General features: G+C 70.3%; 27 protein-coding genes and 1 tRNA gene. 12 read left to right on the top strand and 16 right to left on the bottom strand.

The features are described from left to right. Window positions 1–91: 91 nt before the first annotated feature. Together IWX63_RS05960 and IWX63_RS05955 are read right to left on the bottom strand one after the other, a co-directional pair. A complete protein-coding gene (locus IWX63_RS05960) occupies window positions 92–1,255 on the bottom strand; it encodes a cystathionine gamma-synthase (RefSeq protein ID WP_199277223.1) in 1,164 nt (387 codons plus the stop codon). Window positions 1,256–1,275: 20 nt separating this feature from the next. Further along, on the bottom strand, window positions 1,276–2,652 hold the full coding sequence (locus tag IWX63_RS05955) for a cystathionine beta-synthase (protein ID WP_199277222.1): 1,377 nt from the start codon (window positions 2,650–2,652) through the stop codon (window positions 1,276–1,278). Between the two features lie 124 nt (window positions 2,653–2,776). Between IWX63_RS05955 and IWX63_RS05950 the strand changes: the two genes are divergently transcribed. Continuing rightward, entirely contained in the window at window positions 2,777–3,934 is a 1,158-nt protein-coding gene (locus IWX63_RS05950; protein WP_334685669.1) for an SLC13 family permease, read from the top strand. Between the two features lie 46 nt (window positions 3,935–3,980). Then, on the top strand, window positions 3,981–5,063 hold the full coding sequence (locus IWX63_RS05945) for a tartrate dehydrogenase (protein ID WP_199277220.1): 1,083 nt from the start codon (window positions 3,981–3,983) through the stop codon (window positions 5,061–5,063). On the opposite strand, the gene IWX63_RS05940 is transcribed toward IWX63_RS05945, so the two are convergent. Then, the gene (locus IWX63_RS05940; protein ID WP_199277219.1) at window positions 5,060–6,313 is read right to left on the bottom strand and encodes a CapA family protein; all 1,254 of its coding nucleotides are present in this window, start codon (window positions 6,311–6,313) and stop codon (window positions 5,060–5,062) included. The genes IWX63_RS05945 and IWX63_RS05940 overlap by 4 nt on opposite strands. A gap of 112 nt (window positions 6,314–6,425) precedes the next feature. Here IWX63_RS05940 and IWX63_RS05935 point away from each other — a divergent pair, with 112 nt between their 5' ends. Both IWX63_RS05935 and IWX63_RS05930 read left to right on the top strand, forming a co-directional pair. Further along, the gene (locus IWX63_RS05935) at window positions 6,426–7,400 is read left to right on the top strand and encodes a DNA-3-methyladenine glycosylase family protein (protein ID WP_199277218.1); all 975 of its coding nucleotides are present in this window, start codon (window positions 6,426–6,428) and stop codon (window positions 7,398–7,400) included. 121 nt (window positions 7,401–7,521) lie between these two features. Next, on the top strand, window positions 7,522–7,809 hold the full coding sequence (locus tag IWX63_RS05930; RefSeq protein ID WP_199277217.1) for a putative quinol monooxygenase: 288 nt from the start codon (window positions 7,522–7,524) through the stop codon (window positions 7,807–7,809). A gap of 75 nt (window positions 7,810–7,884) precedes the next feature. On the opposite strand, the gene IWX63_RS05925 is transcribed toward IWX63_RS05930, so the two are convergent. Further along, the gene (locus tag IWX63_RS05925) at window positions 7,885–8,274 is read right to left on the bottom strand and encodes a thioredoxin family protein (protein WP_199277216.1); all 390 of its coding nucleotides are present in this window, start codon (window positions 8,272–8,274) and stop codon (window positions 7,885–7,887) included. Window positions 8,275–8,324: 50 nt separating this feature from the next. Between IWX63_RS05925 and IWX63_RS05920 the strand changes: the two genes are divergently transcribed. Further along, on the top strand, window positions 8,325–8,795 hold the full coding sequence (locus IWX63_RS05920) for a DUF1810 domain-containing protein (RefSeq protein ID WP_199277215.1): 471 nt from the start codon (window positions 8,325–8,327) through the stop codon (window positions 8,793–8,795). A 20-nt stretch (window positions 8,796–8,815) separates the two neighbouring features. Here IWX63_RS05920 and IWX63_RS05915 read toward each other — a convergent pair whose 3' ends face one another. Continuing rightward, entirely contained in the window at window positions 8,816–9,259 is a 444-nt protein-coding gene (locus tag IWX63_RS05915) for a MarR family winged helix-turn-helix transcriptional regulator (protein WP_334685668.1), read from the bottom strand. 95 nt (window positions 9,260–9,354) lie between these two features. On the opposite strand from IWX63_RS05915, the gene IWX63_RS05910 reads away from it, so the two are divergent. Next, window positions 9,355–9,822 (top strand): DUF6314 family protein, encoded by a 468-nt coding sequence (locus IWX63_RS05910; RefSeq protein WP_199277213.1) that lies wholly within the window; start codon window positions 9,355–9,357, stop codon window positions 9,820–9,822. 4 nt (window positions 9,823–9,826) lie between these two features. On the opposite strand, the gene IWX63_RS05905 is transcribed toward IWX63_RS05910, so the two are convergent. From IWX63_RS05905 to IWX63_RS05895, 3 genes are all read right to left on the bottom strand, one after another. Beyond that, the gene (locus IWX63_RS05905) at window positions 9,827–10,864 is read right to left on the bottom strand and encodes an acyltransferase family protein (protein ID WP_199277212.1); all 1,038 of its coding nucleotides are present in this window, start codon (window positions 10,862–10,864) and stop codon (window positions 9,827–9,829) included. 193 nt (window positions 10,865–11,057) lie between these two features. Further along, window positions 11,058–11,139: transfer RNA gene (locus IWX63_RS05900), tRNA-Tyr, on the bottom strand. Window positions 11,140–11,228: 89 nt separating this feature from the next. Then, on the bottom strand, window positions 11,229–11,615 hold the full coding sequence (locus IWX63_RS05895; RefSeq protein ID WP_199277211.1) for a hypothetical protein: 387 nt from the start codon (window positions 11,613–11,615) through the stop codon (window positions 11,229–11,231). Window positions 11,616–11,770: 155 nt separating this feature from the next. On the opposite strand from IWX63_RS05895, the gene IWX63_RS05890 reads away from it, so the two are divergent. Beyond that, window positions 11,771–12,259 carry a YajQ family cyclic di-GMP-binding protein gene (locus IWX63_RS05890; RefSeq protein WP_043440455.1) on the top strand — a complete coding sequence of 163 codons (489 nt, stop codon included), beginning with the start codon at window positions 11,771–11,773 and terminating at the stop codon, window positions 12,257–12,259. 86 nt (window positions 12,260–12,345) lie between these two features. Here IWX63_RS05890 and htpX read toward each other — a convergent pair whose 3' ends face one another. The 3 genes from htpX to IWX63_RS05875 form a co-directional block, all read right to left on the bottom strand. Beyond that, window positions 12,346–13,227, bottom strand: coding sequence for a zinc metalloprotease HtpX (gene htpX / locus IWX63_RS05885; protein WP_199277210.1), 882 nt, complete (start codon window positions 13,225–13,227; stop codon window positions 12,346–12,348). A gap of 118 nt (window positions 13,228–13,345) precedes the next feature. Continuing rightward, complete coding sequence (locus IWX63_RS05880) at window positions 13,346–14,632, bottom strand: MFS transporter (RefSeq protein ID WP_199277209.1); 1,287 nt, start codon at window positions 14,630–14,632, stop codon at window positions 13,346–13,348. A gap of 65 nt (window positions 14,633–14,697) precedes the next feature. Further along, on the bottom strand, window positions 14,698–15,399 hold the full coding sequence (locus IWX63_RS05875) for an esterase/lipase family protein (RefSeq protein ID WP_199277208.1): 702 nt from the start codon (window positions 15,397–15,399) through the stop codon (window positions 14,698–14,700). 91 nt (window positions 15,400–15,490) lie between these two features. Between IWX63_RS05875 and IWX63_RS05870 the strand changes: the two genes are divergently transcribed. Together IWX63_RS05870 and IWX63_RS05865 are read left to right on the top strand one after the other, a co-directional pair. Beyond that, window positions 15,491–15,973, top strand: a complete 483-nt coding sequence (locus IWX63_RS05870; protein ID WP_442859101.1) for a Fur family transcriptional regulator — start codon at window positions 15,491–15,493, stop codon at window positions 15,971–15,973. Between the two features lie 7 nt (window positions 15,974–15,980). Next, a complete protein-coding gene (locus IWX63_RS05865) occupies window positions 15,981–17,468 on the top strand; it encodes a catalase (RefSeq protein ID WP_199277207.1) in 1,488 nt (495 codons plus the stop codon). A gap of 67 nt (window positions 17,469–17,535) precedes the next feature. Here IWX63_RS05865 and IWX63_RS05860 read toward each other — a convergent pair whose 3' ends face one another. Further along, window positions 17,536–18,477: an SDR family NAD(P)-dependent oxidoreductase gene (locus IWX63_RS05860; protein ID WP_199277206.1), complete on the bottom strand. Its 942-nt coding sequence runs from the start codon at window positions 18,475–18,477 to the stop codon at window positions 17,536–17,538. 180 nt (window positions 18,478–18,657) lie between these two features. Between IWX63_RS05860 and IWX63_RS05855 the strand changes: the two genes are divergently transcribed. From IWX63_RS05855 to IWX63_RS05845, 3 genes are all read left to right on the top strand, one after another. Then, entirely contained in the window at window positions 18,658–19,500 is an 843-nt protein-coding gene (locus tag IWX63_RS05855) for a helix-turn-helix transcriptional regulator (protein ID WP_199277205.1), read from the top strand. 221 nt (window positions 19,501–19,721) lie between these two features. After that, window positions 19,722–20,732: an adenosine deaminase gene (locus tag IWX63_RS05850; protein WP_199277204.1), complete on the top strand. Its 1,011-nt coding sequence runs from the start codon at window positions 19,722–19,724 to the stop codon at window positions 20,730–20,732. 53 nt (window positions 20,733–20,785) lie between these two features. Continuing rightward, window positions 20,786–21,190, top strand: coding sequence for a hypothetical protein (locus IWX63_RS05845; RefSeq protein ID WP_199277203.1), 405 nt, complete (start codon window positions 20,786–20,788; stop codon window positions 21,188–21,190). Here the strand turns inward: IWX63_RS05845 and IWX63_RS05840 are convergent. The 4 genes from IWX63_RS05840 to IWX63_RS05825 form a co-directional block, all read right to left on the bottom strand. Beyond that, entirely contained in the window at window positions 21,187–22,200 is a 1,014-nt protein-coding gene (locus tag IWX63_RS05840) for a glycine betaine ABC transporter substrate-binding protein (RefSeq protein ID WP_199277202.1), read from the bottom strand. The genes IWX63_RS05845 and IWX63_RS05840 overlap by 4 nt on opposite strands. Continuing rightward, complete coding sequence (locus IWX63_RS05835) at window positions 22,197–22,937, bottom strand: ABC transporter permease (protein ID WP_199277255.1); 741 nt, start codon at window positions 22,935–22,937, stop codon at window positions 22,197–22,199. The genes IWX63_RS05840 and IWX63_RS05835 overlap by 4 nt, the downstream gene beginning before the upstream one ends. Before the next feature lie 82 nt (window positions 22,938–23,019). After that, a complete protein-coding gene (locus IWX63_RS05830; protein WP_334685667.1) occupies window positions 23,020–24,315 on the bottom strand; it encodes an ABC transporter ATP-binding protein in 1,296 nt (431 codons plus the stop codon). Next, a complete protein-coding gene (locus IWX63_RS05825; protein WP_442859100.1) occupies window positions 24,308–24,979 on the bottom strand; it encodes an ABC transporter permease in 672 nt (223 codons plus the stop codon). The genes IWX63_RS05830 and IWX63_RS05825 overlap by 8 nt, the downstream gene beginning before the upstream one ends. Window positions 24,980–25,053: the final 74 nt, after the last annotated feature.

Raw genomic sequence — 25,053 nt, 5'->3', positions numbered from 1 at the left:
CGACCCGCTACGACAAACTCGCCCTCACCTACCGCGGCGGCGCCGTACTACGCGCGATTACCCTCTGGCTCAAACGGTTAGGAGACACGCCCTAGCGGAGGGCCGAGATGGCGTGCTCGAGGTCGCCGATCAGATCCTCGATGTCCTCGATGCCGACCGACAGCCGGATGAGGTTCTCGGGCACGGCCAGTTCGGTGCCCTTCACGGAGGCGTGCGTCATGTCGCTCGGGTAGTTCATGAGCGACTCGATACCGCCGAGGGACTCCGCGAGCGTGAACACGTGGGTGGACTCGGCCACCTTCTTCGCGGCCTCCGCCCCACCCTTGAAGGTCACGGAGATCATGCCACCGAAGTCCTTCATCTGGGCTGCAGCGAGGTCGTGGCCGGGGTGCTCGGGCAGTCCGGGGTAGAACACGCGCTCCACCTCGTCCTGCTCCTGCAGCCAGCGGGCGATCGCCATCGCGTTCGAGGAGTGCCGGTCCATCCGGATGCCGAGGGTCTTGAGGCCACGCGTGGTCAGCCAGGCCTCCATCGGCGCGGACACGGCACCGACCGCGAACTGCACGAACCCGACCTTCTCCGCGAGTGCGTCGTCGTTCACGACGACGGCACCGCCGCTGGCGTCGGAGTGCCCGCCGATGTACTTGGTGGTCGAATGCACGACGACGTCGGCCCCGAAGGTGAGCGGCTGCTGCAGGTACGGCGACGCGAACGTGTTGTCGACGACGAGCAGCGCGCCGGCCTCGTGCGCGAGCTGGGCCGTGGCGGCGATGTCGGTGATCTTCATCATGGGGTTCGACGGCGTCTCGACCCAGACCATCTTCGTGTTGTTCGCGGCGATGGCGGCCTGGACGGCAGCGCTGTCCGCCATGTCCACGGCGGTGTTCGTGATGCCCCACTCGGACAGGACACGGTCGATCAGGCGGTGGGTGCCCCCGTAGGCGTCGTTCCCGAGCACGATGTGGTCACCCGGTCGGAGTGCGGCACGGATCAGGGCGTCCTCGGCGGCGAGGCCCGAGGAGAAACTGAAGGCGTGGTTGCCTCCCTCGAGCGCCGCGATCTGGACCTGCAGCGAGTCACGGGTGGGATTGGTACCGCGGCCGTACTCGTAGCCGTTGCGCAGCTGGCCGATGCCGTCCTGCGCGAACGTGGTGGTCTGGTAGAGGGGGGGGATCACCGCTCCGGTCGTCGGATCGGGGGTCTGGCCTGCGTGGATGGCCCGGGTGTTGAAGCCCTGGGCGTCAGAGTGCGTCATGATGCTCCTGGAGTTCGGGGTTACTTGCTCATGTATGTCAGCAAGTCATGCCGCGTGAGAATTCCCACCGGCGAGCCGACGGAGGTCACCATCAGCGTGTCGCTGTGCTGGAGCCGCTCGCGGGCCGTCTCCATGGACTCGAGGGACCCGATGAGGGGCAGCTTCGCATCCATGTGCTGGGAGACCGTGTCCGTCGGCTTCGCCTCGCCGTGGAAGATCTTCTCCGTCAGGGACCGCTCGTCGATCGATCCGAGGACTTCGCCCATCCTGACCGGGGGCTCCTGCGAGAGCACCGGGATGCTGGACACCCCGTACTCGTTCATGATCGCGATGACGTCGTGGACCGTCTCGGTGGGGTGCGTGTGCACCAGGTCCGGCAGGGCACCGCTCTTGGCGTGCAGCACCTCCCGCACGCTCGTGCCCTCGCCGCTGTCCATGAAGCCGTAGGACTTCATCCAGTCGTCGTTGAAGATCTTGCCGAGGTAGCCGCGGCCGCCGTCGGGCAGGAGGACCACGACGACGTCGTCCTCCGTCAGGTCCTTCGCCACGCGCAGTGCAGCGACCACCGCCATGCCGCAGGAGCCGCCGACCAGCAGGCCCTCCTCGCGGGCGAGGCGCCGGGTCATCTCGAAGCTCTCGGCGTCGGTGACGCCGAGGATCTCGTCGGGCACCTCAGGGTCGTAGGAGCCCGGCCACATGTCCTCGCCGACCCCCTCGACGAAGTAGGGACGGCCGGTGCCGCCGGAGTAGATGGAGCCGTCCGGGTCCGCGCCGATGATGCGCACTGGACCGCCCGCGCGGTCGGCGGAGATCTCCTTGAGGTACCGGCCAGTGCCGGTGATGGTCCCGCCGGTGCCGACGCCGGTGACGAAGTGCGTCAGGGTGCCGTCGGTGTCGTTCCAGATCTCGGGCCCGGTGGTCTCGTAGTGGCTGAGCGGACCGTTCAGGTTGGAGAACTGGTCAGGCTTGTAGGCGCCGGGGATCTCGCGGACCAGGCGGTCGGAGACGCCGTAGTACGACTGCGGGCTGTCGGGGGCCACGGCCGTGGGGGTGACCACGACCTCCGCGCCGTACGCCTTCAGGACGTTGCGCTTGTCCTCGCCCACCTTGTCGGGGACCACGAACACGCACTTGTAGCCGCGCTGCTGGGCGACGAGGGCGAGACCGACGCCGGTGTTGCCGGAGGTCGGTTCGACGATGGTGCCGCCGGGCTTGATCTTGCCCTCGGCCTCCGCGGCGTCGATGATCTTCGCCGCGATACGGTCCTTCACCGACCCGCCGGGGTTGAGGTATTCGACCTTCGCGAGAACGGTGGCCCTGATGCCGTCGGTGACGGAGTTGAGCTTGACCAGCGGGGTGTTGCCGATCAGGTCAACGATGGAATTGGCGTACTTCATGACTACAAAGCTACCGGTTGGCTCCCCCAACCTCCGCGCCGCTGTTACGTCGCGGGACGTCGGCGCCGGCCGCGGCGGCCGTCGGGGCGCCGTGCCATACTGGCCCGCGGAACGGAGACCGCCCTTGAACCTGCGCAACGCCTCGCATGCGATCCTGCCCGTCATCGCGGTGCTCTGCGTCCTGACCGGGCTGCTGCCCGGCCCGGACCTTGCAGCCCTGTGGGAGCGCATCTGGCCGATCCTGCTGTTCGTGACGGCCATGACCGTGGTCACCGACCTCCTGTTCTCAGCCGGCGTGTTCGAGCGCATCATCGCAGGCTCGGCACGCCTCGCCGGCGGCCGCACCCTGGTGCTGTGGCTCGTGACGGTCCTCCTCGCCGTCGCCTGCACGGTGTTCTTCTCCCTCGACACGACGGCCGTCCTGCTCACACCGCTCGTGGTCCTGCTCGCCCGCCGGGCCGGCCTGCCGCCGCTGCCGTTCGCAGTGACGATCGTCTGGCTCGCCAACACGGCGTCGCTGCTCCTGCCCGTGTCCAACCTCACGAACCTGCTGGTGCAGCAGCGTCTGCAGCTCAGCCCGTCCGCGTTCGCGGAGCTCGTGTACGGGCCCGCCGTCGTCGGCGTCGTCGTGCCCTGCGCCGTCCTGCTCCTGATCTTCCGACGGCACCTCGTGGGACGGTTCTCCCCCGCCCCCTCCCGAGCGGCCGATGACCGCGTCCTGCTGCGCTGCGGCTATGTGGTCCTCGCCCTCCTCCTTCCCGCGCTGGTCAGCGGGATCCCGGTGGCCCTCAGCGCCACCCTCGCCGCCGTCGTCCTCACTGTCCTCTTCGCCGTCCGGCGCCGCGACGCGCTCACGTTCCGGCTCATCCCCGTCAATCCGCTCCTCCTCGCGCTCAGCCTCTTCGTGCTCGTGACCGCGGCCCACGCCCAGGGACTCGATGCCTTCCTCGCCCCGGCGGCCGGGACCGGAGAGGGGTTGACCGACCTGCTGCAACTCGCGGCCGCCGGTGCGGCGGGCGCCAATGCCGTGAACAACCTGCCCGCCTATCTGGCCCTCGAACCCGCCGCAGGGTCACCCCTCCGGCTCGCGGCGCTGCTGATCGGCGTCAATCTCGGTCCGCTCGTCACCCCGTGGGGCTCCCTCGCGACGCTGCTCTGGGCCGAGCGACTGCGCTCGCTGGGTCTCCACATCCGGTGGGTGCCGTTCGGCCTGATCGGCCTGCTGGTCACCTCGCTGATGCTGCCCGCCGCCGTCGCCGCGCTGTGGCTGTCCGGCGCCTGAGCCTAGGGTGGGGGGACAGCACCGAGCCGATGAAGGAGACCCGGATATGACCAGGACGTACAGGATCGCGGTGATCGCGGGGGACGGCATCGGCAAGGAGGTCGTGCCGGAGGGGCTGAGGGCGCTCCGGGCAGCCGCGGACAGGTTCGGATTCACCGTCGACACCGTCGAGTTCGACTACGCCAGCGCGGAGTACTACGTGGCGCACGGGCAGATGCTGCCCGACGGCTGGTTCGAGGAGCTGCGCACCTTCGACGCCATCTTCTTCGGTGCGGTCGGCTGGCCCGACGTCGTCCCCGACCACGTGTCCCTGTGGGGCAGCCTGCTGCAGTTCCGGCGCCACTTCGACCAGTACGCGAACCTGCGCCCGGTACGCCTGCTGCCGGGGATCACCAGTCCGCTCGCCGGGCGGAAGCCGGGCGACGTCGATTTCTACGTGGTCCGCGAGAACACCGAGGGCGAGTACTCGAGTGTGGGCGGCCGCATGTTCGAGGGGACGGACCGCGAGACCGTCATCCAGGACACGGTGATGACCCGTGTCGGCGTGGACCGGATCCTCCGGTACGCGTTCGAGCTCGCGCAGCGGCGCGGGAAGAAGCACCTGACGTCCGCGACGAAGAGCAACGGCATCTCGATCACCATGCCCTACTGGGACGAGCGGGTGGAGGCGATGGCGGCGCACTACGGGGACGTCCGTGTGGACAAGTTCCACATCGACATCCTCTGCGCGAACTTCGTGCTGCACCCCGACTGGTTCGACGTCGTCGTGGCCAGCAACCTCTTCGGCGACATCCTCTCCGACCTCGGGCCGGCCTGCACCGGCACCATCGGCGTGGCCCCCAGCGGCAACATCAACCCGGACCGCACGTTCCCCAGCCTCTTCGAACCGGTGCACGGCTCAGCCCCCGATATCGCGGGCCAGGGCATCGCCAACCCGGTGGGCCAGATCTGGAGCGCCTCGATGATGCTCGAGCACCTCGGGGAGGCGGACGCCGCGGCGTGCATCCTCTCCGCGATCGAATCGGTGCTCGCCGCGGGCGGGGACGCGCTCACGCGGGACCTGGGCGGAACCGGGACGACGGCGTCACTGGGCGACACGATCGCGCGCACCATCGCGGGGACGTCCTAACGCCCCGTGCCCTCGGCGGACAGGTCCCACGGGCGGGCTCCCGCACCGGCGGCGCCGAGGGATTCGACCACGCTTCGGGTGCGCTCCCGGACGGCCGCCTCCTGCTCGGGCGACGAGCAGGCCCCGGCGGGCCGGTCGGGGGCCAGGGAGCACCAGCGGTACGGGTCGGCGACGATCAGGGACGGCAGCCAGTCGAGCCCGGAGACCGACCAGGTGCCCGCGTCTTCCCGGCTGAGGCGGGCCCGGACCATCAGTCCCTCGTTGTTGACCTGGTAGGTCGGTGACAGCTCGGTCACCCCGTTCCCCAGGCCGTAGACGATCCACGTGCCGTTGTACTTCTCGATGGGCAGGACCGAGTGGGTGTGGTGTCCGTAGATGAAGTCCACCTGGCCGCTGTCGGCGAGCGCGTGCGCGACCTCCGTCTGCTGGGCGTTCGGGACCGAGGAGTACTCGTCGCCGGCGTGGAGTGCCGCGACGACGATGTCGGCTCCCAGGGCCCTCGCGGCCGTCGCTTTGGCGATCATCGTCGGTGCGTCGAGCAGGTCCACCCGCCAGGGTTGATCGGGCACGAGCCCGTTCAGGCCGTAGGTCGCCTCGATGACCGCCACCCTCGCCCCCGCTCGGTCGAGGACGAGGATCTCCTCCGCGTCCGCGGCGCGGGCGTAGGAACCGGTATGGTCGAGGCCCGCCGCGTCCAGGGCCGCCAGGGTCCGCTCGACGCCCTCCGGCCCCCAGTCCAGGGAGTGGTTGCTGGCGGTGGTGCAGGCGTCGTAGCCGACGTCCCTGGCTGCGGTGATGATCTGCGGGGGGACGTTGAACCGCGGGTACCCCGCGAAGGGCCCTTCCGCGTCGGCCACAGGCGTCTCGAGGTGGCAGATTCCCAGCGTGGCGGCCGCGAGGTAGGGGCGCTGGCCCGCGAGGAGCGGCTCGAAATCGAGCGGAGGCCTCCCCGTCACCACGGCGTCCTCCGCGGCCTGCTCCCACAGTTGCGGATGCACCAGGAGGTCTCCCGTGAGGACGATACTCGCGCAGTCGTCGCAGGCCACGGGGGGCGGCGAGGACTGCGCGGAGGGCGTCGGTCGCGGTGCCGGGGTCGCCGCCTCCTCCCCCGGCCCGCCCGTGCACCCGCTGCACAGCAGGACCACCCACAGGAGGACGACGAGACGTGCGAGGGTGGACGGCGTGCGGCAACGCGCCCCGGGCACGGTCGGGGACGTGATCCGCTCCCGATCCCTGCGCGCCACTGCCATTGGTGTCCTCACGACAATTCCACCGGATGCCCGATGCTACTCCCGCCCGGAACGGAACGGGGGGACACGCCGTCCGGCCCGGACACCAGCGGCACCGTGGCACGATTGACCCATGACCATCGCTCCCGCCGTCGTGCCCTCGGGTGCGGAGGCCGCCGAGTGGGTGCCCGACGGCCCGTACAACCTGGCCAGGACCATCGGTTCCCTGCAGTGCGGGCCGCATGACCCGTCGTTCATCGTGCAGGGCCCGGATCACTGGCTCGCGTTCCGGACCGCGGACGGACCGGTCACCCTGGCCCTGCGCCAGCGCGGGTCGCTGAACGAGAGCCGCGTCCAGGCCAGGGCGTGGGGACCCGGTGCGGCCTGCGCGCTCGCGTCCGTCCCCCGCCTGCTCGGCGCGGACGACGACTGGAGCGCGTTCGACGCGTCCGAGTTCCGCGCCACCCTGCCCGACCTCGCCCGCAAGGGGAGGTACCTCAGTCCCGGGCTGCGCCTGCCGTCATCGGGGCGCATGCTCGACACCGTCGCACGGGCCGTCCTCGAGCAGAGGGTGACCGGCATCGAGGCCAAGCGCGCCTGGCGCTATCTGCTGGCCCGGTACGGGGATGCCGCTCCCGGCGCCGGCGACGTCGGACCCGCCGGGCTCCGCCTCCCACCGACCGCCGACCAGTGGCGCCGGGTCCCGTCCTGGGACTGGCACAAGGCCGGCGTCGACGCCCAGCGCTCGTCCACCATCCTGAAGGCGGCGCTCGTGGCCACCGGCCTGGAACGCCTCGCGTCGCTGGCCGGGGGCGACGCCGTCCGTGCAGGCCTCCGGTCCGTGCCGGGGATCGGCGTCTGGACGGTGGCCGAGGTGGTGCAGCGGACGCACGGCTGTCCCGATTCCATCTCGGTGGGCGACTACCACCTCGCCGCCTACGTGGGTGCCGCGCTCACCGGCCGGCGTACCGACGACGCCGGCATGATCGAACTCCTGAGGCCGTGGAAGGGCCACCGCCAGCGCGTGGTCCGCTCGCTCTACGCCAGCGGGTTCCGCAAGCCGACGTTCGGCCCGCGGCTCTCGCCGGAGGACCACCGCCGGCGCTGACGACGACGGCGGCACCGGCGACAGCCCTTGCGACAGCGGACCGCGATGCTGCGGACGGGCTGCGCGGAGGGCCGCCGCGCCGCGATGCTGCGGACGGGCCGGCCACCGCTAGGGTTGGAGGATGAGCCAGCCCGTAGACGTCACCGCAGTATTCACCCCGCTCGACGGCGAGTTCTTCCGTGTGAAGCTCGCCCTCGGCATCGCCATCGAACAGGTGGTGGAGGAGCCCGGCTGCATCCGCTACGAGATCACGGATGCCCGGGAGGACCGCATCCTCCTCACCGAGCAGTGGGAGTCCACCGAACTCCTGGACCAGCACCTGCGCGGCCCCGCCATCCAGGACCTCGGCGAATCCCTGAGCGCCCTGCTGGCCCGTCCGGTGGAGGTCGTGCGCTCGGACCAGGCCTGACCAGGCGCCCGGACCGACGGACGAAGAAGCCCCGCACTCGAAGGAGTGCGGGGCTTTCCCGATTCTTCGGGGCGACTACTGGCCGTCGGCGGCTGCGGGCCCCGCGGCCTGCTGCTGGGCGATCTGCTCGTGCACGGCCTTCATGTCCAGGCCCTTCACGGCGTCGACGAGTTCGCCGAACTGGGTCGCGTTCAGGGCGCCCGGCTGCGAGAAGACCAGCACCTTGTCGCGGAACGCCATCAGCGTGGGGATGGAGGTGATGCCCGCGGCGGCAGCGAGCGACTGCTCGACCTCGGTGTCCACCTTCGCGAAGGTGACGTCCTCGTGCTTCTGCGACACGGCATCGTACACCGGCGCGAACTGCTTGCACGGGCCACACCACTCGGCCCAGAAGTCAACGAACACGATGTCGTTGCCCTCGATGGTTTCGGGGAAGCTTGCCTCGGTGATATTGATTGTCGACATCCTTCAACGCTAACGACAGACGGCAGCGATGTCAGGTGTGTTCGCTACCGATGAAGAATCCGCACCCCCGACTGAAGGAGGCACGAGTGACCGACGACCCCTACGACCTGGCGCGATTCGTCGAGGCGCAGGATGCCGGTGGCACCTATGCGCAGGCCCTCGCCGAGCTGAACCAGGGCCGGAAGTCGAGCCACTGGATGTGGTTCGTGTTCCCCCAGATCGCAGGGCTCGGGAGCAGTCCGACGGCGGTCCGGTACGCCATCGCATCGCTCGACGAGGCGCAGGCCTTCCTGTCGCATCCCGTCCTGGGACCCCGGCTGATGGAGAGCACCCAGGCCCTCCTCACCCTGGACGGCAGCGACCCCGTGGCGGTGTTCGGCGGGATCGATGCCCGCAAACTGCGGTCCTCCATGACGCTCTTCAGCCGGGCCGCGCCGCAGGAGCCGTGGTTCACGGCAGTGCTGGACCGTTACTACGGCGGGGTGGAGGACCAGGGGACGGCGACGATCCTCGCCGGATGACGCCGTGGTGCCCCGCTCCCCTACTCGAGGGTGTGGTTGATCTTCTCGATGATGGGCAGGGCGGCGGCGAGCGCGGCCCTCTCGCCGTCGTCGAGCCCTTCGAGCAGGGCGGCCACGCGTGCATTGCGACGCCGGCCGGCCTCCTCCCACGCGGCGCGGCCCTGTTCGGTGAGCTGCACCAGGACGGCGCGTGAGTCGGTGGGGTCCGGGCGGCGACTGACGAGGCCCGCCTGTTCGAGCCTGATGATCTGTTCCGTCGCCGAGGGGACCCGGATGCCGAGATTCGCCGCGACCCGGCTCACCCGGAGCGGGGCATCCGCCGCCATGCCGAGGGTGCTCATCTGCATGGCGGTGATGTCGCTGTCGCTGTCCATGGAGCGGCTCAGGTAGACGGTGTGGCGCAGGGTGGTGCGGAAGGACTGCGCCAGGGCCAGCAGCTGCGGGTCCGGCGTCTCGAAACTCATAGTTAGGCAGCCTAACATTTTTGGACGTCGCTGATCAAGGTGCGCCGCCGCCGGAGCCGCGCTAGCGTGGGTCGGAGCCGACACGAGGAGGGACCATGCAGGACGCCGTGCAGCCGCCCGCATCCCGCACCGTCGGGCCGGTCCCCGTCCCCGATCCTCTCACCTTCCTCGCCGGCACGTGGACGACGGAGCGGACCATGCTGGACCGCGCCGGCAGCGCGACCGGCACCTTCACCGGCACCACCACCTTCACGCCCGACGGCGGCGGCCTGCGCTGGGACGAGGAGGGCACGGCCTGCTGGTCCTCCTACCGGGGACCGGCTTTCCGCTCCTACCGTGTCGACGTCGAGGACGCCCGGGTGGTGGTCACCTTCCCCGATGGACGGGTGCTGTGCCGCCTGGACCTCGGCCGCGGTCACGCACGCGACGAACACCCCTGCTCCCCGGACACCTACCGCGTGGACTTCACCGTCACCCGACCCGGTTCGATCGAATACTCGTGGGACGTGACGGGACCGGCAAAGGACCTCCTGCTGACCACCACGCTCACACGGCGGGCCTGAGCGCCTACCCCGCTCGCGAACGCCTTCCGGCCGACGCCGCCTCGCCCGGTCGGCGCTTGAGCGCCGGCAGTTCGAACAGCAGGTTCACCGAGGCGTGCTTCCTCGTCGAATACATCCACGCCAGGCCCAGCGGAACCCCGACACCGGCCACGAGCAGGACCGGCAGCAGCCAGGTCCCGGCGACCCCGAGGGCGTCCGCGACGGCGAGCGTGAGCATCACGGGTCCGAGGTGCACCACGTAGAAGACGATGGAGTAGCGGCCCACGAACTCGAGGGCCGCCGTCGCGCGATGGGCACCGAGCCGTGGGAAGAGCCAGCACACGACGCCGAGCGCACCCACCACGCCCCAGGCGAACTCCCCCCGGTAGAGCACGTCCCTGCCGGCCAGGTTGAGGACGCCCACCGTGATCGCCGACGCAGCGCCGAGCGCCAGCACCCAGGGTCGGCCGATGGCACGCTCGACCATCGGCGCGTGCTGCGCACACCATGCGCCGAAGAAGAAGAACGCCGCCAGGAAGGTCATCGTCTCGAGGCGGCCGCCGTCGGGCATCACGAACGACGCGGCAAGCCAGGCACCGGCGACGACGGACGACGGGACACGGCGCAGCGGGTAGGCCGCGGCGTAGAAGACGAGGATGAACCACAGGTACCAGAGGTAGGTCGGCGAGAGGTAGACGATCTGCCCGACGGCTCCTGTGCCGAGCCCCCCGGTCGCGGCCAGGACGATCAGCGACCACAGGAGGTACGGCCAGGCCACCAGGGACACCTTGCCCGTGAAATAGGCGCGGGCAGGCTTGGCCACCGACCGCGGCAGAAGGATGCCGGAGAGGAACATCAGCACGGGCATGCGGAAGGGCTCGAGGAGGAGGTTGAACTGGTCGAGTCCGGGCGTCGGGCCGACCGCCATCCTCAGCGCGTCGCCCGCATGGAGCAGGACGACGAGGAGGATGGCGACGCCGCGGAGGCTGTCCAGCCATCCGACCCGAGTCCGTGTGGTGCTGCTGATCATGGTCCCCCGCCGTCGAGCTTCTCCTGTAGTCATGCGCACGGAGTCTTCGTCGACACCGTCCCACGGGATTGCCGCGGCCACCGATCCGTGGTGGGGAAGCCCCGCCGCCGGTATCGACGCAGCCACGCGCCGCAGCGGGAGGAGCGCTCCCGGCCCACCCGAACGACAGGCTCCCGGAGCGTCGACGACGAAGGGCCCGCTCCGAGGAGCGGGCCCTTCCTTGCTGTGGCAGATGAGGGATTCGAACCCCCGTAGGCGTTGCCAGCTGATTTACAGTCAGCCCCCTTTGGCCGCTCGGGTAATCTGCCGAACGTCTTCATAGGAAGACCGCCCGCAGCAAGCGCGGGCAAGACAACTTTACCCACAAACGGGCCCGGTGACGAATCGGCCCGGGACGCTACAGGCCTGCTGCCACCCGACGCTCGATCTGCGCGTAGAAACCGGTGGCCTGCTGCGGCGTGACCAGACGCAGCAGGACGGCATTGTCGAGGTCCGCCCGGACTCCCGCCAGCCGCTCCTCGGCCGACGCGACCATGGCCTCGGTCGCGCCGGCACCCCACGACGCGATGCCGGCCGACGCCGGGCCCGCCGCCGGGAGGAGATCGCGCGCGTCGCCGTTCGAACCCTCTGAGCTGTCCGTCCCGGCGACCACCGACGGCGGGGCGGCGAGCGCCGGCGCCGCGGCCAGCCCCGTCAGCGATGCCGCCGAGGCTGCTGCGAGGAAGGACCCGGCGACGGCCCGGTTGAGGCGGACGCTGGTGCGGCGGCGTCGTGCTTCGGTCATGGCAGTTCTCCTTCGGTGCGGTTCCTCGTCACCACAGTGCCGACCCAGCGTGTGCCCGCCCCCTGCGCCGCCTGAGCGCCCGCTGTGAAAAGCAGCCGCACGGGGGTTGCGGATAGTCTTGGAGGCAAGGAACCCAACCACCCCGAGGAGGCATCGTGGCGAGTGAATCCACGTTCGACGTCGTAAGCAAAGTGGACAAGCAGGAGGTCGCCAACGCGCTGAACCAGGCGCAGAAGGAGATCGCACAGCGGTACGACTTCAAGGGGGTCGGCGCGGAGGTGGACTTCAGCGGCGAGAAGATCCTCATGAAGGCGAATTCGGAGGAGCGCGTCCTCGCGGTGCTGGACGTCCTGCAGTCCAAGATGATCAAGCGCGGGATCTCCCTGAAGTCCCTCGACACCGGTGAGCCCTTCCCCTCGGGCAAGGAGTACCGCCTCGAGACCTCCATCAAGGAGGGCATCGCCCAGGACCTCGCGAAGAAGATCAACAAGCTGATCCGCGATGAGGGACCCAAGGGCGTCAAGTCGCAGATCCAGGGCGACGAGCTGCGCGTCAGCTCCAAGTCGCGCGATGACCTGCAGGCCACCATGGCCCTGCTCAAGAACTTCGACGAGGCCGACCTCCAGTTCGTGAACATGCGCTGACCGAGCGACCCCGCTGACAGCACCCACGGCACGGACGACGGCGGCCCCACCTGCGGAAGGTGGGGCCGCCGTCGTCCGTGCCGGCCCTACCGGCTGAGTGGACGGCCCGCCATGCCCTCGAGGCGGGCGATGCGCTGGTCCATCGGCGGGTGGGTCGCGAACAGCTTGCCCACGCCGGCACCCTTGAACGGGTTGGCGATCATCAGGTGGGAGGTGTTGACGAGGCGCTGGTCCTGCGGCATCGGGGCCCGCTGGGTCCCGCTCTCGAGCTTGCGCAGGGCCGAGGCGAGGGCCAGCGGGTCGTCGGTCAGGGCGGCACCGTCCTCGTCGGCGTCGTACTCGCGGGTGCGGCCGATCGCGGTCTGGATGAGCCCTGCGGCCAGCGGCGCGAGGAAGGCGAGCAGCAGCGCCGCGATGGGGTTGCCGCCCTGGTTGCGGTTCCCGCCCATGATGCCGGCGAAGGCGAACATCTGCGCCACGGACGTGATCACACCGGCGACGGCGGCCGCGATGGACCCGGTGAGGATGTCGCGGTTGTAGACGTGCATGAGCTCGTGCCCGAGGACGCCGCGCAGTTCACGCTCGTTCAGCAACTGCAGGATGCCCTGCGTGCAGCACACCGCGGCGTTCTCCGGGTTGCGGCCGGTCGCGAAGGCGTTGGGGGCCATGGTCGGTGACACGTAGAGCCGCGGCATGGGCTTGTTGGCCCGCGTGCTGAGCTCCCGGACGATCCGGTACATGGTCGGCGCCTGCTGCTCCGTGACCTCGACGGCCCGCATGCTGCGGATCGCGATCTTGTCGCTGTTCCAGTAGCTGTACGCGACCGAGCCGACGCCGAGCAGGGCGAACAGCCAGATGAACATCGAGCTGCCGGTCGCCCCGGCGATGACCGCGCCGAAGACGAGGAAGATCCCCATCAGGGCGCCGAACAACAACGCCGTCTTGGCACCGTTGAAATGGTTGTGCACTGCTCTCTCCTTGCGCTGTGGAGGCCGTGGCGAATATCGGTACAACGCGGGCGCCGGGCGGCCTGTTCCGCTCATCGTACGGGCCCACGCTGCGGGCCGGCAGGGAGGAGCCAGGACGTCAGGGCTCGGGATGGCGCGCGTCGTACTGCGCGAAGCGGGGCTGCCAGCGGGCGACGGCGAGCACCAGCACCGCGCAGGCGATCCCCCCGACGACGGCGGTCCAGCCCTCCCCCAGCCATGCCGCCTGCCCGCCGGCCACCATGTCCCCGAGGCGGGGTCCACCGGCAACGACGACGATGAACACGCCCTGGAGGCGCCCGCGCATCGCGTCCGGCGTCGCCGACTGGAGGATCGTGTTGCGGAAGACACTGCTGATGGAGTCGGCGATGCCGGCGAGCACGAGGCAGGCGGCCGCGGGGAGGACCCACACGGAGATCTCACCCTCGTCTGCCGCGGGCAGCGCGGTCGCGGTGGCCATGACGACGACCAGCCCGAAGCCGGCCACGGACGCACCCCAGCCGACGATCGACCAGATGACCGCCTGGCCCTGCCGGTGGATGTGCCCGAGCGGGCCGGAGAACAGCCCCGCCAGCACCGATCCGAAGGCGCCGGAGGCCAGCAGGATGCCGACGGTCAGCTCGCCGCCGCCGATGAGCACCGCGCCGACGGCCGGCAGCAGCGCCCGCGGCTGCGCCATGATCATGGCGATGAGGTCGAGGATGAAGGTCATGCGGATGTTCGGCCGGGTGCCGAGGAAGCGGAACCCCTCGAGCACGGTCGCGAGGCCGGCCCGCCGCGTGGGGCCTTCGGGTGGCAGCGGCGGGAGTCTGTAGACGGCCCACAGCGCGAAGGTGAAGGTCACGACGTCGACCGTGTACGTCCAGGCGTAGCCCACCTGCGCCACGAGGACGCCCGCGAGCAGCGGACCCACTGTGAAGGCGAGGCCGAACGTGATCATGCTCAGGGCGTTGGCGGCGGGCAGCAGCGCCGGCCGCACCAGGCGCGGGATGATGGAGCTCCGCGTGGGCTGGTTGATGCCTGCTGCACCGGACTGGACGGCGATCAGGGCGTAGAGCAGCCACACGCTGTCGACGCCGATCCACGCCTGCAGCGCGATGGCCGCGGTGGTGGCCCACAGCGCCAGGCCCGAGAGCAGCGCGACCGTGCGGCGGTCCTGCGCATCGGCGATCGCACCGCCGTAGAGGCCCGCCACCACCAGGGGCACGAGGGCGAACAGGCTGAGCAGCCCGACGCTCAGGGTGGACTGCGTGAGGGAGTAGATCTGCAGGCTCACCGCGACGATGGTGAGCTGCGTGCCGATCGCCGAGAGCGCCGTGCCGATGTACAGCCGCCGGAAGGCCGGACTCTCCTTCAGCGGGGTGATGTCGGCGAGGAGTCTGGGCACGGGGAAAGTCTAGCCGCGGAGTGATTCGCTGCGGCAACCGTTGTGGCGCAGCGGACAGACCCTGCTCAGGCGGCGGCATCCTCCGCGGCGATCGCCCGATCGATCTCCCGCAGGACGCGCCCGTCCGCGATGGGCCGGAAGTGGCCCATCGTCTCGAGCTGCACGTTGCGGGCACCCTCCACGTAGCTGCCGCCCGGGATGTGCGGATCGAACCGCCCGTAGATGGAGGTGATGCGCCCGTTCAGGCTGAGATGGGCGCGGAGCATCTTCAGCGTCCGGTTGTACGGCGAGAACGCCCTGATGCTGGGCAGCAGGAAGAAGGCGGCATAGATGGAGCCCGAGAACGGGGTGTTGACCGCCACGAGGCGCTTGACGCGCGGGGCCGAACTCGACATCGTCAGGAGGAATTTGCCGATCAGGCCACCCTTGCTGTGCGCGACGATGACGACGTCGGTGAGGTCGTGCTCCTTCAGGTGCGCGGCGGCGAGGTGCGCCATGTCCTCCACCGTGCCCAGGTTGTACCCCAGCTTCTGCACCACGTGGACCGCATGCCCCGCCTGGTGCAGGTGGTGGGCGATCGGCCGCATGAACTGCCAGGTCTCGTAGATGCCGGGGAGGAGCAGGATGGGCGCCTTGCCCTCCGGCGCCCCCGGAACGGGCGTCCGGTACCGCGTGGGATCCGCCCGCAGCAGGAAGCCGTGCGCCTGCCAGAAGCCCACGTAGGCGTAGTCCAGCGCCCAGGCCCAGCCGCGCGCGAAAAGGTTCATTCTGTCAACGGTACCGACTGCACGGGCCGTGTGGGGCAGAAATTGCTGCTTCCTATTATGACAAAGTCACATTTACTGGTTCACTGAAGCAATGATGCAGACGATGGCAGCGACCCGCGAGGCCCGGTGGTCCGCTGCCCTGCACGCGCACCAGCGTCGTGTGACCCGCCAGCGCCTCGCCGTCCTCGCCGCCGTCGAGCAGTCGCCGCACGCCACCGCCGACGACGCCGCCACCGCGGTCCGCGCCGAGCTGCCCCAGATCACCGTGCAGTCCGTGTACGTGATCCTGGCCGACCTCACCGCGATCGGCCTGCTGCGCCGCATCGAGACGCCGCACTCCCCCGCCCGGTACGAGACCCGGGTGGGCGACAACCACCACCACGCAGTCTGCACCGGCTGCGGGCGGATCGAGGACGTCGACTGCGCCGTCGGGCATGCGCCGTGCCTCACCCCCGAGTGGTCGCCCGGCGCCTCCCGCATGACCATCCAGATCGCGGAGGTCCTCTACCAGGGACTCTGCGACGACTGCCGACCGGCAGCCCCGAGCCACCACCGATCACACCACCAGGAATAGGAGCACTATGTCCGCGAACTTCAGCACCACGCAGTCCGGCGCGCCCGTCATCGACGACAGCAACTCGTCCGCCCTCGGCCGCGACGGCGTCATCCCGCTGACCGACCACTACCTCATCGAGAAGCTGGCCCAGTTCAACCGCGAGCGCGTCCCCGAGCGTGTGGTCCATGCCAAGGGCGGCGGAGCGTTCGGCGTCTTCGAGACGACCGAGGACGTCAGCATGTACACGCGTGCCGCGCTCTTCCAGAAGGGCACGACGACCGAGACGCTCCTGCGCTTCTCCTCCGTGGCCGGCGAGCAGGGCTCCCCCGACACCTGGCGCGACCCGCGCGGCTTCGCCCTGAAGTTCTACACGTCCGAGGGCAACTACGATCTCGTGGGCAACAACACCCCGGTGTTCTTCATCCGCGACGGCATCAAGTTCCCCGATTTCATCCACTCGCAGAAGCGCCTGCCCGGCACCAACCTGCGCGATGCCGACATGCAGTGGGACTTCTGGACCCTCAGCCCCGAATCCGCGCACCAGGTGACCTGGCTGATGGGCGATCGCGGCCTGCCGAACTCGTGGCGCACCATGAACGGCTACGGCTCGCACACCTACATGTGGATCAACGAGTCCAACGAGAAGTTCTGGGTCAAGTACCACTTCAAGTCCGCCCAGGGCCACGAGGTGCTGACGGTCGACGAGGCCGAGGCGCTCGCCGGGTCGGACGCCGACCACCACCTGCGCGACCTCTCGGAGAACATCGCCAAGGGCAACCACCCGAGCTGGGACCTCAAGGTCCAGATCATGCCGTACGACGACGCGAAGACGTACCGCTTCAACCCGTTCGACCTCACGAAGGTGTGGCCTCAGGCCGACTACCCGCTGGTCCCGGTCGGCAGGCTCACGCTGAACCGCAACCCGGAGAACTACTTCGCGCAGATCGAGCAGGCCACGTTCGCGCCGTCGAACTTCGTGCCCGGTATCGCGGCGAGCCCTGACCGCATGCTGCAGGCACGGATCTTCTCCTACGCCGACGCGCACCGCTACCGCGTGGGCACCAACCACGCGCAGCTGCCCGTGAACATGCCGAAGAACGAGGTGCGGAACTACTCGAAGGACGGCGCGGCGCGCTACCACTTCAATGCAGCCTCCACCCCGGTCTACGCACCGAACTCCGTCGGCGGCCCCGCCGCCGATCCGGCGCAGTACGGCGCGCACGGCGGCTGGGAGAACGACGGCGACCTCGTGTATGCGGCCCACTCGCTGCATGCAGAGGACGACGACTTCGGCCAGGCCGGGACGCTCTACCGCGAGGTGTTCGACGACGCCGAGCGTGCCCGCTTCCTCGAGACCATCACCGGCGCCGTGGGCGGCGTGCAGAGCGACGAGATCCGCGCGCGGGCCATCCAGTACTGGGCCAACGTGGACGCCGAACTCGGCGCGAAGCTCGCCGCGAACCTCGGTCACGGCGATACGCCGGCCACCGAGTCGGAAGCCGCGCTCTACTAGCAGCTCCGGCGCGTAGCACGAGGAGGGCGGACCCGGAGGGGTCCGCCCTCCTCTCGCGTCCCCGGGGTCATGCGCCGGCCAGGATCCCGAGCGAGACCTCCCACAGCCGCCGGGCGCTGACCGGATCCAGCGCGTAGTCCCGGACGCCGTGGAGCCCGTCGACAATCGCCGGCACGACGTCGGCTTCCCGGCAGTCCTCGAAGTACCGGCCGCCGAGTCCCTCGAGCAGGGGGGACGTCGCGGCGAACACCGATGTGGCGGCGCCCTGCGCGGGCGTCTTCACGGTGAAGCCCTGCGCTGCGACCCGGGCCTTCGTGGCGGCGAGCTCCTCGGGGTCCCAGTGCCGCTGGAGCCCGGTCCAGACCCCGCCCGGCATGACGGCGTTCGCAGTGACGCCGTCCTCCGCCCAGCGCTGCGTCGCCTCGACCGCGAAGAGCACGTTCGCGGTCTTGGACTGGCCGTAGGCGTGCCCCGCGTCATACGGGCGACGGTCGAAGAACAGGTCGTCGTAGGCGATGTCCGAGCTCCCGTGGCCGCTCGAACTCACGGACACGATGCGCGCACCCCCGGCCGCCGCGAGCGCGCGGTGGAGTCCTGTGGCGAGGGCGAAGTGGCCCAGGTGATTCGTGGCGAACTGCAGCTCCCACCCCTGCGGGGTCCGCAGCTCCGGCGTCATCATGACACCTGCGTTGTTGACGAGCAGATGGAGCGGCCCGGTCCAGTCCTCGGTGAAGCGGCCCACGGATCCCGGGTCCGCGAGATCCAGCGTCCGGACGTGCACGGTGGCGCCGGGACTGCTGCGCCGGATGTCGACGGCGGCGCGCCGGCCGGCCTCGACATCTCGGACGGCGAGGGTCACCGCGGCACCCGCATGGGCCAGCGCCCGGGCGGTCTCGACCCCGATGCCCGCGGAGCCGCCCGTCACGATGGCGGCGCGTCCCAGGAGGTCGACGCCGTCGACCACGTCCAGGGCGGTACTGTCCGCCCCGAAGGCGGTGGGCGGGGCCATCAGCCCAGCCTCGTCGACGGGAGGCCGCGGTCGAGGAGCGCGGGCGGGGCAGGGGAGGTCGATGTCGGTCTGGTTGTCATGCTCCTGTTCTATCCGGCGCGCAGCGGGAGGACCAGACCGTACCGGACCGGGGCACGGCAGGACCACGCTGCGGGCGGCACCACCTCCTAGAGTGGGGGGATGCCCGCCGACCGCACCCAGCTCGGAGCGTTCCTCCGATCCCGCCGCGACAGCCTGACGCCGGCCGACGTCGGCCTGCGCGCCTTCCCCGGCCCGCGGCGCGTGCCCGGCCTGCGGAAGGAGGAGCTCGCCGTGCTGGCCGGAGTGAGTTCCGACTACTACAGCAGGCTGGAGCAGGGACGGCAGGCGAACATCTCCCGCGGCGTCCTCGACGGCCTCGCGACGGCGCTCCAGCTCGACGACGTCGAACGGGACCACCTGTTCGCGCTGGCCGACCCGTCGAACCGCCGGCGGGCGTCGACGCCCGCCGTCCAGCAGGCCGATCCCGGGTTGCTGCGCCTGATGACCGCACTGGACCACGTCCCGGCGCTGGTGCTCGGCCGGCGCGGGGACGTGCTGGCCACCAACGCGTTGCTCGCCGCCGTGCTCACCGGCCTGCGGCCGTCGTCGTCCTTCGTCCGGTTCATGTTCTTCGACCCGCTGGCGCGCGAGCGCATCGTCAACTGGGAGCACTTCGCTGCGGCGTCGATGGCCGCCCTGCGCGGTGAGCTGGGCCGGCATCCTGATGACGACCGGCTGGTCGCACTGATCGACGAGCTCCGCGCGCGGGACGCCGATGCGGAGCGGTGGTGGGCCGATCACGGCGTGCAGGACTATGCGTCCGCGGCCAAGCGGATCCTGCATCCGGTCGTCGGCGACCTCTCCTTCGACATCGAGACGGTGATGCCGCCGCGGGTCGCCGATCAGGTGCTCATCGTCTATACGGCGCAGCCGGACTCCGAGACGGCCCGTAAGCTGCCCTTCCTCGCGAGCTGGAGCGTGCAGGAGTCGGCCGGGCGCTGACCGGGTCGCTATCGCCGGGCCGGGAAGCGGTCCTCCGCCGCGTAGTCGGACGAGTCCTCGAAGAAGTCCGTCGGCTGGACGCCCGACCGTCCAGCCCGCGTGCAGCAGCCGCAGCGCCGCGGCGCGCCCGATGACACCCGTCCCACCCATGATGATCGCCCTGGCCATCCGAGCACCCTCCCGTCTGGCGGCCCGCCGCCCGTCTCTCCTAGGCTGGGACGATGCTGCCACTGCCCTGCGCCGAACTGCACCTGCACATCGAGGGGACGCTCGAACCGGAGCTCATCTTCGCGCTCGCGGCACGGAACGGCATCACCCTCCCCTACGCCGACCCCGCGGATCTCGCGGCGCGGTACGCGTTCTCGGACCTGCAGTCCTTCCTGGACCTCTACTACGCGAACATGGACGTGCTGCGCACGGAGGAGGACTTCACGGACATGACCCGGGCGTATCTGCGCCGGGCTGCCGCGGCCGGCGTCCGCCATGCCGAGATCATGATGGACCCGCAGGCGCACCTGGCCCGCGGCATCCCCCTCGCGACGTGCGTCAACGGTGTGGCGGCCGCCCTGTCCACGAGCGAGGCGGACGTCGGCATCAGCACGTCCCTGATCGCCGCGTTCCTGCGGGACCGTCCCGCGGCGGAGGCCCTGGTGGTGCTGCGCGACCTCCTCGCGATGGACGCGCCGATCGTCGGGATCGGCCTGGACTCGGCGGAGCTGGGCTATCCGCCGTCGCTCTTCCGGGAGGTGTACGACGTCGCCCGCGGGGCCGGCCTGAAGTGCGTCGCACACGCGGGTGAGGAGGGCCCGCCCGCCTACATGTGGGAGGCGCTCGACCTCCTGGCGGTCGACCGGATCGATCACGGGATCCGCTGCCTCGAGGACGAGGCGCTCGTCGAGCGGCTCGTCGCGGACCAGGTACCCCTGACGGTCTGCCCGCTCTCGAACGTGCGGCTGCGGGCCCTGGACACCATCGGGGATCATCCCCTGCCGGAGATGCTCGCGCGGGGCCTGAACGTCTCCGTGCATTCGGACGACCCGGCGTACTTCGGCGGCTACCTCGACGACAACCTCCAGGCGCTGCTGCACGCGTTCGGGCTGGGCGTCGACGCCCGCGCGCGGCTCGCCGCGAATTCGGTCCGGTCGGCGTTCGTCGGCGAGGAACGCCGCGGGCACCTGCTGGCGGAGATCGAGGAGTGGCGGATCGCCGCCCACGCCTCGCGCGCCGTTTAGGCGACCGTGCTCCGGCAGTGGGAGACTGCACTCGACAGTGCCTGCACCGGCAGGTGCCGAGCGAGGGAGGTGCCATCGTGGAGGACTTCACGATCACCCACGACGCGGGCATCCTCGAGGTCCTCTGGCGGCCCGGTATCGGGATCGGTCCGGCGGAGCTCGATGTCCTGGCGAACACGGTCACGCACTTCCCGCGCTGGCATGTGTCACCGGTGCTCGTGCACCTGAACCTCGTCCGGCACATCACGCCGCCCGCCCGCCGGATGCTCGTCGCCTACCGCCACGCGGGGCCGATCGGGCTGACCGGCAGCGACCCCGTGGACCGGGTCCTCGCAGCGTTCATCGCCCAGTCGCGCAGCAGGACCCGCTATTTCACGGACAGCGGGGACGCCCGCACCTGGCTGTCCTCCATCGGGACGGCGTCCCGGCTACGGCCCGCCCCCGCTCCCGCCCGCTAGGGCCGGGAGATGAAACCGTTGTCCACCATGAAGTCGAAGGCGACGTCGGCGGGTTCCTCACCCTCGACGTCGACGCGGAGGTTCATGACCCGCAGCGCCTCGTCCGTGAGGGTCGGCGTGATCGCATCGAACACCTCCTGGAGCTCGGGGAACTCCTCGAGCGTCTCCCCGTAGTACACGGGGGCGGCGTTGTAGGCGGGGAAGAATCCGAGGTCGTCCTCGAGGAGAGTGAGGTCCAGGGCCTCGATGCGTCCATCCGTCGCGAAGACCTCCCCGAAGTTGCAGGCGCCGGTGTCGGTCGCCCCGTAGATGGCGCCCGTGTCGTAGATGCCGATGTTCCCGTCCGGGACGCCGGTCGCCGCACCGCGCTCGAGGCCGTAGTGCTCCAGCATCGGCGTCATCCCGTCAGCGCGTGAGTTGAACTCCGCCTCCACGCAGAAGGTCCGCTGCTCGGGCGGCAGCTCGGCGAGCCCCGACATGGTGGTGATACCGCCCAGCTCCGGGAGGGCCTCGGTCCGCACGGCCATGGCGTAGGTGTTGTTCAGGGGCGCCGGCCCGCCCCAGACGAGCCCGTTGGCGACGTCGGCGTCGCGGACCGCTGCCCACTGCTCCTGCTGGTCGGCGATGCCCGCGTCCTCGCCCAGGAAGGCGAGCCAGGCCGTGCCGGTGTACTCCCACGTCAGGTCGGCCTCACCCGAGAGGATCAGGTCGCGGGGCGGCTGTGACCCGGGCGCGTTGGTCAAGTCCGTGACGTCGAAGCCGGCAGCCTGGGCCGCCAGGACGGAAATCTTCCCGAGGATCAGCTGCTCCGTGAAGTTCTTCGACGTCACGGTGAGCGGTGCGTCGTCGACGCCCTCGAGGGGCTGGATGGAGCCGGGGCCGGCAACGGGGACGTAGGACGTGGCGGGCTGCAGTCCGCACCCGGCTGCGAGGAGGCCTACGGCGGCGGCACCGGTCAGGGCGCCGGCGGCACGCAGCCGATGGCTGCGGGGGCCGGGACGGCGGCTCATGACAGTCCCTTCGGACGGGCGAGGAGTTCGACGACGCGCCCCACCCAGTCCACGAGCAGCGCCAGGAGGGCGACGCTCACGGCGCCCGCGACGAGGACGCGCGTCAGGTTGAGGTTCACCCCGGTGGTGATGAGGATGCCGAGCCCGCCGCCGTTGATGAAGGTGGAGAGCGCGGCCGTGCCGACGAGCAGCACGAGCGCCGTGCGGATGCCCGCGAGCATGATGGGCGCCGCGAGGGGGAGCTCGACGCGGAAGAGGACCGCGGGGGCGCTCATGCCCATCCCCCGGCCTGCCTCGACGAGGCGCTCGTCGACCTGGCCGAGCCCGACCATGGTGTTCCGGAGGACCGGCAGGAGCGCGTAGACCACGAGCGCGGTCACGGCCGCCCGGAAGCCGAAGCCGAGCCACGCGGCGAGCAGCACCACGAGCCCGATGGCCGGCGCGGACTGGCCGATGTTCACGAGCGCGAGCACGGGCCCGGCCAGCCGCCGGAACGGCTTCCGGGTCAGCACGATGCCGAGCGGGATGGCGAGCAGGAGCACGATCACGGCGGACAGCAGCGTCAGTGCCAGATGCTCCCGCGTATAGACGAGGAGTGAGGCCGGGTTGAGGGTGATCTGTTCCGTCTCGGTCAGCTGCGCCGTCACGAGCCAGACGGCCAGGGCACCGCCGGCCAGGAGGATTCCTGCGAGCTGGAGGAGCAGCGGACGCCAGCCACGGCCCGTGCCGACGGTCAGGGGATCGACCGCGCCCCGCGGGACGACCGCGGTCCCCGCCGTCGGGCCCTGGACTGCAGCGGCGGCGGGAACGCCGAGACGCTCACTCACCTCCGGCACCCCTGACGGCCGGGTGCAGGGGTCCGGGCTCGCCGCCGGCTCCCGGGAGCGTGGTGAGCCCACCGGTGTTGATGCCGACCGGCTTGCCCTCCGCGTGGGAGGTACGCGCCTGGGCGTGCGCCTGGCTCATCGCGACCATGATGGTCTCCACGTCGACGACGCCGCGGAAGCTGTCGCGACCACCGGTGACGAGCGCCGCGCCGACACTCGAGACGAGCATGATGTCGAGGGCGTCGTTCAGGGTGGCGCGCTCGCCGATGACGGGCAGGCGCGGATCGCTGTCGCCCCCGATCCGCTCGAGCCGGGCGAGCTGCCGTCGCGACAGCCACTGCAGCGGCCGGTTCCGGCCGTCGATGATGACCGCGTGGTCGTCGCCTTGCTGGTCGAGGCGCGAGAGGACGTCGGAGGCGAGATCGCCCGGTGAGGCGGTCACGGCGGACTGCAGGGTTACCTCGTTGACGCGCGTGAGGGTCAGTTGCTTCAGGCCCGCACCGGCGCCGATGAAGTTCTCGACGAACTCGTTGGCGGGCTCGGCGAGGATCCGCGCCGGGGTGTCGTACTGCACCAGCTGCGCGCCTTCCGTGAAGATGGCGATCCAGTCCCCGAGCTTCACGGCTTCGTCGAAGTCGTGGGTGACGCAGACGATCGTCTTCTGCAGCTCCTTCTGGATGCTGATGAGCTCGTCCTGCAGCCGCACCCGGGTGATCGGGTCCACGGCGCCGAATGGCTCGTCCATGAGCAGCACGGGGGGGTCCGCGGCGAGCGCCCGGGCGACGCCCACACGCTGCTGCTGCCCGCCGGAGAGCTCCCGGGGGAACCTGTCGCGGTACTGCTCCGGGTCGAGGGAGACGAGCTCCAGGAGCTCGTCGACCCGCGCGGCGACGCGCTCCTTGTCCCAGCCGAGCATCTTCGGGACGATCGCGATGTTCGTGGCGACGGTCATGTGCGGGAACAGGCCGCCGGCCTGGATGACGTAGCCGATGCGGCGGCGCAGGGCATCGCCGTCGATCGCCGTGACGTCGTCGCCGTCGAGCACGATCCGTCCCTCGGAGGGTTCGATCAGGCGGTTGATCATCTTCAGGGTGGTGGTCTTGCCGCAGCCCGAGGGGCCCACCAGCATGACGATCTTGCCGGCAGGGATCTCCATCGTGAGTCCGTCGACGGCCGCCTTGGCCTGACCCGGGTATCGCTTGCTGACCTTGTCCAGCAGGATGCTCGCGCCGGTGATCTCGGCCGAGGGGGCCGCGGACGTTGGGGTGGCGGGAATGCTCTCAGACACGGATACCTCGCGGGATTGTGAGCCGGCCGAGGCCGACCAGAAGGAGATCGAGCACCATGGCCAGGATGACCACGGCGATGATCCCGGTGGCGACCGATTCGAGGGCGTTGGCGCCGCCGAGCCGGGCGAGCCCGGTGAAGATGAATCCGCCGAGGCCGGGCCCGAGGACGTACGCGGTGATCGCGGCGATGCCCATGACCATCTGCGCCGACACCCGCACCCCGGCCAGGATGACCGGCCATGCCAGGGGGAGCTCGATCCGGCGGAAGGTCTGGAAGCGGCTCAGCCCGACACCCCGCGCGGATTCGACGATCGAACGGTCCACGCTGGTCAGGCCGACGACGGCGTTGCGCAGGATCGGCAGGACGGCGAAGAACACGACCACGATCACGGCCGGCGCGACACCGAAGCCGAACGGGGCGATCAGGAGGCCGATGAGGGCGAAGGACGGGATGGTCAGGCCGATCGCGGAGACACTGTTCGCGACGGCGGTGAGGGCGGGACTGCGGTAGACGAGCGCCGCGACGGCGATGGCCAGGACGGTTGCGATCACCAGGCACTGGACCACGAGCGAGAAATGCTGCCAACTGGCGAAGAGGATCTGCTCGAGCCTGCTGCCAACGTACTCGACCACGTCCACCTCCTCGTCGCGGCCCCGCCGCATCCCCGGTCCGGCGCAGGGCACGCCCGGAGGGCGCAACCATAAGCCGGCTGATTTTCAACCGTACCGGAGATCAG

Source organism: Arthrobacter sp. CAN_A2, assembly GCF_015752045.1.
Taxonomy (GTDB): Bacteria; Actinomycetota; Actinomycetes; order Actinomycetales; family Micrococcaceae; genus Arthrobacter_D.
This window is presented reverse-complemented; position numbering and strand designations above follow the sequence as displayed.